This window comes from Micromonospora sp. NPDC005206, assembly GCF_040608175.1.
Lineage (GTDB): Bacteria > Actinomycetota > Actinomycetes > Mycobacteriales > Micromonosporaceae > Micromonospora.
On sequence record NZ_JBEXHU010000025.1, the window covers coordinates 15,209 to 26,773 of the forward strand.

Consider the following 11,565-nt stretch of genomic DNA (forward strand, 5'->3'; position numbering starts at 1 on the left):
TCGGCGCCGCGATGCTGGTGGACGACCTGCGAACTGGTCTCCCGCGACGCGACGAGCGGTTCGACCTGATCGACGTGCAGTGGGCGGTGCTGGAGCCGTTGCTGCCAGCGCCGAAGGGGCCGGGTCGATTGTCGTTGCGGAGCAGGTGGCAGTTGATCGACGGGATCCGGTGGCGCATCCGAGTAGGTGCCCCGTGGCGGGGACGTGCCACCGCAGTACGGGTCCTGGTCGGCGATGTATGCCCTGTTCCGCAGGTGGCAGCGTGACAAGACCTGGAAGAAGGTGCTTACCGCCCTGCAGGCCCTCGCTGATGCGGCCGGACGGATTACCTGGGACGTGTCCGTGGACTCGACCAGCGCCCGCGCTCACCAGCACGCTGCAGGGGCCAGGAAAAGGGGGATCTGCAGGCAGAACCACCCGGCGACCTCGTCCAGGTGTTCCCGAGCCGCTGCGCGGTCTTGATCACCCGCAGGATCGTGGCAGTCTCTGGCGGGTAGAGCCGGTGCCCACCCAACGTCCGATCTGGCTCGGCCACCAGACCTCGCCGCTCGTAGTAGCGCAGCGTCTGCTGGTTCACCGCCGCCGCCTCCGCTACCTGCCCCGACCGCAACCCCGGCTTCACGCGACGTCCTGGAGCCCGGCGCGTGCGGCGAGAGCGTCGAGTACGTCGACGTGACCCGCCGGCACCGCTACGTCCAAGGCGAGCTGCCCGCCGGTCGCGGTCAAGGTGAACCGCTACGACAAGGACGAAGCCGAAGTGCGGTAGCCGACAGGCCGTCCGCACTACGCTGATGGCCTGCCTGCAAGCGACGCCCCGCCGTCGGATGAAACCGCGACCCGAGGAGGGCCCGACGTGCCCGCAGACAACCTCAACGCCTCAGACGCACTGATGCCCGCAGCGTTTATCGGCCACGGCAACCCGATGAACGCCCTCGAGGTCAACCGCTACACCACCGCATGGAAAGCCTTCGGCGCGGCGGTACCCCGCCCACGCGCCATCCTGGTGATCAGCGCGCACTGGTATATCAACGCCACCGCCGTCACGGCGATGCCCAGACCGCGGACCATCCACGACTTCTATGGCTTCCCGCTGGCACTGTTCGAGGTGCAGTACCCAGCGCCCGGGCTGCCCGAGCTGGCCGCAGAGGTCAGTGATGTCGTTCATCCGACCTGGGTCGGCGCCGACGTCGACAGCTGGGGCATCGATCACGGCACCTGGTCAGTGCTGACGCATGCCTTTCCCGACGCCTCGATTCCCGTCGTGCAGCTCAGCGTCAACGCCGACAAGCCGTTCGACTACCACCTTCAGCTCGGCGCCAAACTCGCCCCACTGCGGCAGCGCGGAGTGCTCATCGTCGCCAGCGGCAACATCGTGCACAACCTGCGCGGGATGAACTGGAAGCTCACCGACGACGGCTATGACTGGGCACAGCGCTTCGACGAAGACGCCAAGTCACGCATGCTGACCGACCCGACCGAGTTCGCGACACTCGACGCCCACCGCGACTTCGGCAACGCCGTACCGACAGCAGACCACTTCATCCCCGCGCTCTACCTAGCCGGCCTCGCCGGCGCCACCGAAGCATCCGACACCGAAGTTCTCGTCGACGGCTACGCCTACGGGTCATTGTCGATGACGGCCTACACCCTCGGCCTGTCCTGCCCCAACGCCGGTGACGGCGGATCCTCACAACCGCCCGCCGACCTCCCACCCGACGGCTCCAACATCTGACCCCTGGCCGGCCGCTGTACCGCAATCCGTGGCACCGGCGCGCGGCCTGACCAGATCCACCCGGGAAGCGCCGACCCGGCCCCGGGCCGCCGCCGTCCGTGCCGTCGCCGACGGCAACGAGACCGTGCACGTCGCCGGCCCGGCCGGTCAACCCCGCGCCAACCGTCGCCGAGTAGCGCCCGCAGCTGACTCACCCTTAAACAACCCTCCACGCTTCCAGGGGGTTGACACTTCGGCGGGTCTGGTACTGGCCGGTACGTTCGCGGCGCTGGGATCGCTGCCGTTGGTGTTCGCGGCGCAGCTGGGGTTCGCGGTGGCGTTCGGCGTGCTCTCACCTGCACCACAACATCCTCGATGATCATCCCCAACGGACAGACACCGGGGTTACGAGACGTCTCTTAGGCTGCCACGTAATGGTGGGAATCATGACTGGCCTTCTTCCGCCTGCTCCCTGATCACCGGGCCACCCGGCGCCCACTACATGCTGATCTTGAAGGGGAACCAGCCGCTCACCTACCAGGCCGCCCAAGCACTGCTGTCCGGCACCGACACCGAGTACGCCGACCACATGAGCATCGACGAGGACCGGGGACACGGGCGTAACGAACGCCGAACCCTACGGGTCGCACGCTGCGACGACAGCCTGTTCCCCGGCGCCCGGCAAGTCTTCCGACTACGCCGCGACACCGGCGGACTCGACGGCATCCGCACGAGCAAAGAAATCATCCACGGCATCGTCAGCCTGAACGCCGACCTGGCCAGCCCGCACCACCTCAACGCCTAACCCCGGGGGCATTGGTCCGTGGAGAAACGTCTGCACTGGACCCGGGACGTGACCTTTCGAGAAGCCGATTCCCAGCCCAGGACCGTTGCCGCGCCACGAGCCCTGGCCAGCTTCCGCAACCTGACCCTCAACACCTTCCGCCTCGCCGGACGCGCCAACATCGCCCATGCCCGCCGCGACCTACACGACCGCACCGATGCCTTCGCCGTCTACGGCATCTAACAAACCGTGATCAAACCGGACCTTCCCGAACAACGCCGGGGCCGTGGAGCCGATCCGACGCACGGGGAGAGCCCAGCCCACGTCCGCGGGCGCGGGCTGCTCCACCCGAACCGGCCGGTCCTCCTGCCCGTCACTGGTGTCCCATCCATTGGACGGAGAACACGCTCGGACTTACCAGTCACACCACCGCGCAGGTACCGCCGTCGAAATCGGAGGGATGTCCTGCAGGGAAGCGGGTACCCGGCGACGCCAAGTTTGGGCCGAACAGCGAGGTGTGTGATGCGATCAGCACGGCTACTCCCACTTCTCGCATTGACCACCTTGGCGGCAGCGGCGGAGGCAGGGCGATGAACGCGGCCGGCTTCGAACGCACCAGGGCGATCGCACCTCAATTCGCCACTATCTGGCCGTACGGCATGTTCCACGACCTGCGTTGGGTATTGGTCTACCACGACAGCTGGTTCAGTTTCGGCATCGGGCTGGCCTGCGCGGTCATCGTACGAGGGCTGTTCTGCGCTGGATGCGTCGCGCTTGCCTGGCCCACGGCAATCCCGCGGCCGCCACTACGCCGGCTCATCGGACGTAGCCTGCTCTTCGCCGTGTTCATCGCCGTGATTCTGCTGCCCTGGGCCGCGGTCGCGGTTGCCACCGCCCAATTCGCGTTGGCCGGGATCCTGTTCCTCGAACTGCTGCCAGTGCTGATCCTGGCCCCGCTCGTTGCCCGCGGCGGAATCGTGCCCGACTGGTGGCGTGGCCTACCCACGCTCCGACTGGCCGGCTGGTCGCTGCTGACCTTCACGTTGCTCACCGTGGGTGGCGCCGCAGTGGCTGCCACTCCAGGCTGGAGCGTGGTGGCAACGGCAGGCGCGGTAGGCGCGATCAATGGTCTACTTTGGCGACAAATGGTCCACGCCGCCCTCCGTCAGAAGCCAGTGCACTGGCGACTGGCGCCGGTAGCTCCGCTCGTCGCCGTCCTGGCAGTCGGCTGTTTGTATGCCGTCGATATTGCCACGACGCGGGTCAGCAGCAAGCGGCCCGTACCGGCATCGTCGCTGCCCGACCTACCTGCCGTACCCCAGGCTGTGATCTACCTTGCTGGCTTCAACTCCGCCTACCCCGGTGATCCCGCGCCACCGACCGGACCGGTGATCCGCTTCTCCTACCGGGGCATCGATGCCGACGGCCGGGCTCGGCCGTACGGACCCGTCGACACCCATCAGTCGATCGTCGACAGCGCCCGCCTCCTTGCCGAGCAGGTGGACCGGGCCCATGCCATTACAGGCCGCCGGGTGGCACTTGTCGGAGAGAGCGAAGGGGCAATGGTCGTCCACTACTACCTCCGCCGACTGCGGAAGCCGGCGGTGACAAGCGCCGTCCTCACCGACCCGTTGATCCGGGCCGGCCGCACCTACTACCCACCGCCGGACGCCGAAAGCGGGTGGGGAATCGCTACCGGCTGGTTGATACGCACCTTGCTCGCAGTGCCCGGCGGAGCCAGCTCGGGCGCCCCGGACCAGCCGTTCCTGCGTTCACTTCTGGACAACGCGCCGCTGTTTCGCAACCACCTGCTCTGTCCGGTGCCTGGGGTAACGACAATCGCGTTCCTGCCGACCATCGAAACGATAGTCCTCCCGCCCTCGGGACGGAGCGTTCCGCAGATCCCCCTACTCGAGGCCAGCGGTATCCACGGCCAGCTCACCAATCGGCCATCCGTGCAGCGCGCCATCGGCGCCTTCCTCAACGGCCAGCCACCGGTCGACCCACAGCTGCATCGCTACCGCCGCGCCCGACTGGACTTCTTCGTAGCGTGGCAAGCCCCAGCCCTCCCGCTGAGACTGAACCCGATGTGGCGGACGCAGGCCCGCTCTGACGCCCTGTTCCAGCCGGTGGGCTGCCAGTCCTGACACATGCCACGACGACACCGCACCGCACGATCCGGTGCAGCGTTTCGAGCGCCGCCGCGAACACCAAGGCCCGCAGCGGCCCTGCGGCGTGCGCTGCCAGCCCGCCGATCAGGATCGCCGTCTCGCCCGGTACGACCAGCCCGAGCAGGGTCGAGGACTCCAGGGCCGGCAACACGAGCACCAGGGCCAGGACGAGGCCCGGCGGTAACCGGTGAGCACCGCGATTACTTTGTCCACCTGCTGATTGTCGCCCCTAGCGGGTTGATTTTCGGGCAAGAACCGATCCGCCCGCGGGCGGTCCGTAGGGTTCGGACCGACAGCGGGAATCGAGCCGGATGAGGGGGTCAGCCGAGGATCGGTGGTAACGCGGAGGCATCGCCCGTCGCCGGCGCTGCTGGTCAGCCTGGCCGTCTCGGCCGGTCTGCTGGTCGTCGTCAGCGTCTTGGTGCGGCACCGACCCGTAGCGCTGTGGGAGCGGGACCTGTTCGCCCTGATCAACCACCTACCCTCAGGGCTGACGCCGGTGCTGGTCGTCGTCATGCAGGCCGGCTCGTATGCGGCGGTGTTCGTCGCCGCCGCGACGGCCGTCATCCTGCGGCGCACCGGCGTCGCGTGGCGTTTCCTGCTGGCCGGCAACCTCGCGTACTGGCTCGCGCTCGCCGTCAAGGCCGCGGTCGCCCGGCAACGACCGGCGGCGCTGCTGACCGAACTGACCCTCCGGGACACGATCACCGGAGCGCTCGGCTACCCCTCGGGGCACGTCGCGGTCGCCACCGCCCTGGCCCTCGTCGTGGCGCAGGCCGGCAACTCCCGCTGGCGCCGCCTGGCCTGGGCGGTGATCGCTCTGGTCGCCGTAGCGCGGATCCACGTCGGCGCTCATCTGCCGGTCGACGCGGTCGGTGGGATCCTCGTCGGTTGGCTCGCGGTGTGCCTGACCCGGCTCGCCCTCGGCGAGGTCGGACCGCAGCAGTCCGCCCGCGATCTACGCGAGACGCTGCGGCGACGCGGATTCGACGTGCGGCGGCTGGAACCGATCGGCGGTGACGCCCGCGGCTCCCACCCGTGGCAGGCGGTCACCACCGATGGACGGCGGCTGTTCGTGAAGGTGACCGGCGGCCAGCAACGCGATGCGGACTGGGCCTACAGGCTCTACCGGAGCCTGCGATACCGGCACGTCGCCGACGCACCGCCATACCTGAGTCCCAAGCAGCAGAGCGAACACGAAACCTACCTGACCCTGCTGGCCGAACGCGCCGGCGTCCGAGTCCCGGCCGTCGTCACGACCGCCACCGCACCCGGCGGAAACGCCCTGCTGGTGCAGGAGTTCATCGACGCGGCCCCCCTCCGCGCCGTCGTCGAGCCGGTCCCGATCGCCGCCGTGCGGGACGCCTGGGGACAGGTGGCGCTGCTGCACCGGGCGGGCATTGCGCACCGCGACCTGCGGGCCGCGAACGTGCTCGTTGACGGCGACCGCGCGTACCTGGTCGACCTCGGGTTCGGCGTCGACGACGCCCCGGCCGACCAGCGGGCCCGGGACATCGTCGAACTGCTGGTCGCCCTCGCCAGCCGGGTCGACTCGGCGAGTGTGGTCGCAGCCGCAGTCGACCGACTCGGCGCCGAAACGGTCGCGGACAGCGTCCCGTTCCTGCAACCGCCGGTGCTCTCCCGCGCCGGCCGCAACGTCCTACGCGCCCACCCCGGCCTGCTGGAGTGCCTCCGCGAGGAGATCCTGCGGCGCTGCCCGGACCGGGAGCGGCCCCCGGCCAAGGTGGTCCGGGCAGCGCCGCGGGACATCCTCCTGCTGGCGGTCCTCGGGCTTATCGTGCTCCTCCTGCTCCCGCAACTTGGCGAAGTACGCACCGCAATCCACCTGATGGTGCACGCGAATCTGGTGGCCGTCGTGGCAACGCTGCTCGGCTCGGCCCTCACCTACCTGCTCAGCGCCGTCGTGCTCCGGTTGGCCACGGCCGGCCGGGTACCGCTCGGCGAGGCCACTCTGGTGCAGGTCGCAGCGTCGTTCGCCAACCGGCTGGCCCCCGGCAGCCTCGGCGGTGCCGCGCTCAGCCTGCGCTACCTGCACCAGAAAGGACTCGACACCGCGGCGGCGGTCACCGCCGTGGTCGTCTCCCGCACCGCCGGCGTGGTCTCGGTCGTGGTGCTGCTGCCGATCCTGCTGCCCTTCGCGCGGCAGCCCGCCCGGACCCTCACCCACGGCGCGACCAAGGCGCTGCCGCTGCTGCTGGGCGCCCTCGTCGCGCTGCTCGTCCTCGCGGCCGTCCTCGCCGCACCCCGGATCCGGTGCCGCGGACGCGCGGCGGCCGGCCGCGTCATCGCCGCCCTGCGCACCTTGATTCACCAGCACCGTCTCCGGCGGCTCGTCGCCGCGTCCGTGACGCTCACCCTCACCTACGGCCTCTGCCTCTACCTCGCGCTACTCGCCACCGGCCAGCCCGTCGACATCGCGCTACTACCTCCGGTGATCCTGGTCTGCGTCATCGGCGAGGGCGTCGCCTCCGCCGCGCCCACCCCCGGCGGGCTCGGTGCCACCGAGGGCGCGCTCGTCTCCGGCCTGCTGCTCTACGGAGTGCCGCTGGACACCGCCGTCGCCGGCGTCCTGATCTACCGTCTCGCGACCTTCTGGCTCCCGGTGCCGCCGGGCTACCTAGCCCTCCGCCACATGACCCGTCACCGCTTGCTGTAACCACGACGGCGCGGAACGAGACGACGACCAGCGCTGCGGCCCACACTCGACGGGAGCGGACCACCAAGGGCACACGACACCAAGGCAACGTTGCACATGGTGCGATGTCCGGGTTCAGTGGCCGCGGCTGTAGCGCACGGCCACCCGATCGGCTGCGGCGAACAGCCACCCGTGGTGCGCGTCGTCGGTCTCCTGCCGCGCCCGGTGGTGCATCTTCTCGAACACCCGCGGCACGGCGAGAATGAACGTCGGCTGATATTCGCGCAACTGGTCCAGCACCCCGTGACTGCCGGATCAGCGATGAACACGAATACGAGACAGTTGGATTACGCGACCCTGCCAGTCCGTTGTGTGTCTTCCGCCGCCGGGACGGGCGGGGGCTGCCAGACTGGGCGGCATGAGCACCGGCCACTGGCGGGGTCGGATCCTGCCTGCCGCGCCGGGGTCCCGCGTCACTCGCCTGGAGTTGTTCTACGACCTGGTGTTCGTGCTCGCGTTCCTCAACGTCACCACCCTGCTGTCGGCACACCTGCACGTACGCACGCTGCTCGCGGGGCTGGTGGTGCTGGCCCTGCTGTGGTGGTGCTGGGTCTCCTTCGCCGCCCTCGGCAACATGGTCCGCACCGACCAGGGGGTGCTGCCGCTGATCGGCGCGGTGACGGTGGTCGCCCTGTTCGTGCTCAACCTGAGCGTGCCTGAGGCGTTCACGAACCGACCCGGTGGGCCGCCCGGCCCGCTCATCTTCGCCGCCTGCTACCTGGTCATCCGGGTGGTTCAGGTGCTGGCGCTGCTGACCCGCGCCGACGCCCCGGGCCGCGCGGCACTGCGGTCTGGCCTGCCGCTGCTGGCCAGCGTGATGCTGATCCTGGTCGCCGGGGCGCTGCCCCACCCGCCCCAGGTCGGAGTGACGTGGCTGCAGCTGGCGCTGTGGGCGGCCGCCGTGGGCATCGAGTTCACCGCCGGGGGCCTGGTCCGCAGCGCCGGTCTGGCGGTGGTCTCCGCCGCCCACTTGGCGGAGCGGTACGCGCTGATCCTGCTCATCGCGCTCGGCGAGTCGATCATCTCGCTCGGACTGGGAACCAAACCGGCCGCCGGCCTGCCGCTCAGCTGGGCGGTGATCGTGGCGTCGGTCCTCGGCGTCACCACCATCGCGGCGCTGTGGTGGATGTACTTCGACACCCTGACGCTCGACCTCGAGCAGAGGCTGCACGGCACCCGCGACCCGGACGCGCGGGCCGCCTACGCCCTTGACGTCTACGCGTACCTGCATCTGCCGTTGATCGCCGGGATCATCCTGTTCGCCCTCGGCCTGAAGCGCTACCTCGCCGTGATCGCCGACCCGCACGGTGACCCGTGGCGGGTGCGGGCGCTCAGCCTGGACTACCGGGTGCTGTTCGCCGGCGTGATCATCTACATTCTGGGTCTGCTGGCGTTGGGGGTGCGGGCCAGCCACCGGGTGCGCCTGTGGCCGACCGTGACGGTGGTGGCGCTGGCCGTCGTGCTGCTGCCCGCAGGCCGGTTGCCGGCGGTCGCCGGCCTGGCGGTGCTCGCCGCGGCCTGCGTCGCGCTGGTGCTGGCCGGGCTGCGCGCCAGTGACCCGCTGCGCCGCGAGGTGCGGCAGGTCGCGCTGCAGGAGCAGGTCGCCGCCGAGCAGGAGCAGTCCGAGTGGCGCCGCCGCCACCTGTGAGCCGAGGGGCCGGCCCTTGAGGATCAACGGCCGGAAATCCGGCGCTGTGCCCACATCCCCCGCCGACAACACCCCCCCGGATCATACGTACGTGTGCGTGTGGCTGGACGACCCGCCGCGGGACCCCAAGGGCTGGCTGGTCACCGTGGCCGCCGTCCTGCGCCGGCAGAACCCGAAACCACGCCTGGACTGGGCCGACCGGGCGGTGCTCGCGGCTCTGATCAGGCTCCTACCTCGGCCGTTGAAGACGCATCGGCTCGTCACCCCGGCCACGGTCCTTGCCTGGCATCGGCGGCTGGTGGCGCACCAGTGGACCTATCCGAATCGGCCCGGCCGGCCACCCATCGACCCAGCCATCGCCGCCCCTGGTTGAGCAGATGGCCCGGGACAATCCCGGCTGGGGCTACCTACGCATCCAAGGCGAACTACTCGGACTCGGCCACCGCGTGGGTGCCTCCACGATCCGCCGGATCCTCAAACGACTCGGCTTACCACCAGCGCCGCTGCGCCGCGACCACACCATCTGGCGGCGGTTCCTGCGCACCCAGGCGTCGACCATGCTGGCCTGCGACTTCTTCCACGTGCACTGCACACTCACCCTCCAACGCCTGTACGTGTTCTTCGTCATCGAGGTCGACAGCCGCTACGTGCACATCCTCGGCATCACCACCAACCCCAACGGGCCGTGGACCAACCAGGCGGCCCGTAACCTCGTTATGGACCTTGGTGAACGCGCCGACCAGTTCGAGGTCCTCATCCGTGACCGAGCCGGCCAGTTCACCGCCGCCTTCGACGCCGTACTGGCCGATGCTGGCGTGACCGTGTGCAAGATCCCCCCGCAATGCCCGCGGGCGAACGCGCATGCGGAACGGTTCGTCCTGACCGCCCGCAGCGAGGTGACCGACCGCATGCTCATCTTCGGCGAACGACATCTACGCCGAACACTCGATCAGTACGCACGTCACTACAACGGCCACCGTCCGCATCAGGCCCTGCAGTTGCAGCCCCCACGGTCCGACCGTCCCGTCGTTGACCTCACGCATGAGCGGATCAAACGCCGACCCGTCCTCGGCGGGCTGATCAACGAGTACGAACGAGCCGCGTAGAAGTCCAGCTCGGGCCCCATGACAGGGATTTGGCACCCCACAGGTCAACGAGTGCTACGCACAGGAGGCACTCGCAGAGGCGCGGCGAGCTCTTCGGCCGGGAAGCATGACCGGCTAACTGGCAAGAACGCGGCGGATCTCGTCACGCAGGCTGGCGGGGTGCGCGGCGCAGCGCTCAAGTTCGGCGATCACCGTCCGCTCGCGACAATGAATCTGCGCGGAACCTCTGCGAACAGACAGGATCAAGAGGGGACCAGCAGGTCGATAGGCAGCAGCACGAGCCAAATTCCTCGCGGACGGACCGCCTGGCCGCACCAGGTCGCCCGCTCACAGCCAGCCGCGGCGTTCCGCCAGGCAGCCTGCTTGGAACCGGCTCGACGCTCCGAGCTCGGTCATCACGCGCTGGAGCCGGCGGTACGTCGTCCGGGTGCTCCAGCCGTTCACGCGCGCGATCGCCGTGTCGGTCAACCCCGCCATCATCATCGTGAGCAGTGACCGGGTTTCCTCGTCCGGCCGAGTGAGGCCACCAAAAGCATTCGGCGTCACCGCGGACGCGTCGAGCGGGGCGGCCTGGGCCCATTCGCCCTCGAACAGAGCTTCGAGGGCGGTGAGCAGCGGGGAGCGCCGGACGAGGTAGGCGACCTGCAGGCCGCTCCGGCTGAGGTCGAACGGGATGAGGGCGTCCTGGTCGTCGCGGATGATCAGCTTGATGGGCAGGGTCCGCCGGGTCCGGGCTTCTTCGCCGCCGCGTACGGCGGGCAGGATGTCCGTTTCCAGCTTCTGGGGCCAGGTCACCGCGTCCAGGCTGTAGATCACGCGGTGCGCCACGCCGTCGTTCTGGTGGCGGGCGATCTGCGCCTGGGTGTTCCTGGCGGCGCCTGCGCCCCCGGGCACCTCGTAGTAGGGCGGCGTGTCGAACACCCGGACCTGCTGGTGCGCCTCGGATTCCAGGTGGGCGACGGCCGCGGCGATCGTTTCCCGGTCGGTCAGCTGCTCGATCACGAGTTCGGGGCTCGTCCGGTGCGCGCTGCGGTGAATTTCCGAGAGCGAGTGCACCTTCGCGCGCGCCGCGCTCAGTTCGCGCTCCCGCAGCTGCACGAGCTGGTTGATCGCGATGTCAGGGGGAGCGGCCAGGTACCGCGCCGGGCTCCCACTACCGGCCGCCAGGTGCTTCGCGTTGAGGGCGGCAAGGGTCCGCTGCACCGGGCCCGCCGGGGTCGACAAGTGGTCGGCGAGCGCGGCGACCGTCGACCCGGGCAGGGCGACCAGCGCTTCGTAGACCCGCTCCTCGTCAGCGGACAACCCCAGGACTGCGAGCTTCATTGTCGAGATTGTGCCAGCTGGCAGTAAGCAGCCACGAGGGGATCTTGCGGCGTTGATCGACGGCTGGCACTGTTCGGCCGCAGTGGCGCCCGTTGAGCTGCGCCCG

General features: G+C 69.5%; 11 protein-coding genes and 1 pseudogene. 9 read left to right on the forward strand and 3 right to left on the reverse strand.

Translation table 11 applies throughout. The annotated features are described in order from the left end of the window. Window positions 1-11: 11 nt before the first annotated feature. Window positions 12-399, forward strand: a pseudogene (locus ABZU69_RS30835) (transposase); the annotation flags it as partial. Here the strand turns inward: ABZU69_RS30835 and ABZU69_RS30840 are convergent. Continuing rightward, window positions 326-622 carry a MerR family DNA-binding transcriptional regulator gene (locus tag ABZU69_RS30840; protein ID WP_354967826.1) on the reverse strand — a complete coding sequence of 99 codons (297 nt, stop codon included), beginning with the start codon at window positions 620-622 and terminating at the stop codon, window positions 326-328. The pseudogene ABZU69_RS30835 and the gene ABZU69_RS30840 overlap by 74 nt on opposite strands. Before the next feature lie 231 nt (window positions 623-853). Between ABZU69_RS30840 and ygiD the strand changes: the two genes are divergently transcribed. From ygiD to ABZU69_RS30865, 5 genes are all read left to right on the forward strand, one after another. Beyond that, window positions 854-1,732 carry a 4,5-DOPA dioxygenase extradiol gene (gene ygiD, locus ABZU69_RS30845; protein WP_354967827.1) on the forward strand — a complete coding sequence of 293 codons (879 nt, stop codon included), beginning with the start codon at window positions 854-856 and terminating at the stop codon, window positions 1,730-1,732. 490 nt (window positions 1,733-2,222) lie between these two features. After that, window positions 2,223-2,516 (forward strand): hypothetical protein, encoded by a 294-nt coding sequence (locus ABZU69_RS30850; RefSeq protein ID WP_354967828.1) that lies wholly within the window; start codon window positions 2,223-2,225, stop codon window positions 2,514-2,516. Between the two features lie 18 nt (window positions 2,517-2,534). Further along, on the forward strand, window positions 2,535-2,738 hold the full coding sequence (locus ABZU69_RS30855) for a hypothetical protein (RefSeq protein WP_354967829.1): 204 nt from the start codon (window positions 2,535-2,537) through the stop codon (window positions 2,736-2,738). Window positions 2,739-3,085: 347 nt separating this feature from the next. Continuing rightward, complete coding sequence (locus ABZU69_RS30860; RefSeq protein WP_354967830.1) at window positions 3,086-4,642, forward strand: hypothetical protein; 1,557 nt, start codon at window positions 3,086-3,088, stop codon at window positions 4,640-4,642. A 358-nt stretch (window positions 4,643-5,000) separates the two neighbouring features. Continuing rightward, window positions 5,001-7,343, forward strand: a complete 2,343-nt coding sequence (locus ABZU69_RS30865; RefSeq protein ID WP_354967831.1) for a lysylphosphatidylglycerol synthase domain-containing protein — start codon at window positions 5,001-5,003, stop codon at window positions 7,341-7,343. 114 nt (window positions 7,344-7,457) lie between these two features. Here ABZU69_RS30865 and ABZU69_RS30870 read toward each other — a convergent pair whose 3' ends face one another. Continuing rightward, window positions 7,458-7,622, reverse strand: coding sequence for a hypothetical protein (locus ABZU69_RS30870; protein ID WP_354967832.1), 165 nt, complete (start codon window positions 7,620-7,622; stop codon window positions 7,458-7,460). Window positions 7,623-7,740: 118 nt separating this feature from the next. Between ABZU69_RS30870 and ABZU69_RS30875 the strand changes: the two genes are divergently transcribed. From ABZU69_RS30875 to ABZU69_RS30885, 3 genes are all read left to right on the forward strand, one after another. Beyond that, on the forward strand, window positions 7,741-9,030 hold the full coding sequence (locus tag ABZU69_RS30875; protein WP_354967833.1) for a low temperature requirement protein A: 1,290 nt from the start codon (window positions 7,741-7,743) through the stop codon (window positions 9,028-9,030). Between the two features lie 91 nt (window positions 9,031-9,121). Continuing rightward, window positions 9,122-9,403 (forward strand): hypothetical protein, encoded by a 282-nt coding sequence (locus tag ABZU69_RS30880; RefSeq protein ID WP_354967834.1) that lies wholly within the window; start codon window positions 9,122-9,124, stop codon window positions 9,401-9,403. A gap of 4 nt (window positions 9,404-9,407) precedes the next feature. Then, window positions 9,408-10,136, forward strand: a complete 729-nt coding sequence (locus ABZU69_RS30885) for an integrase core domain-containing protein (protein ID WP_354967835.1) — start codon at window positions 9,408-9,410, stop codon at window positions 10,134-10,136. 327 nt (window positions 10,137-10,463) lie between these two features. On the opposite strand, the gene ABZU69_RS30890 is transcribed toward ABZU69_RS30885, so the two are convergent. Further along, entirely contained in the window at window positions 10,464-11,459 is a 996-nt protein-coding gene (locus ABZU69_RS30890) for a helix-turn-helix domain-containing protein (protein WP_354967836.1), read from the reverse strand. Window positions 11,460-11,565: the final 106 nt, after the last annotated feature.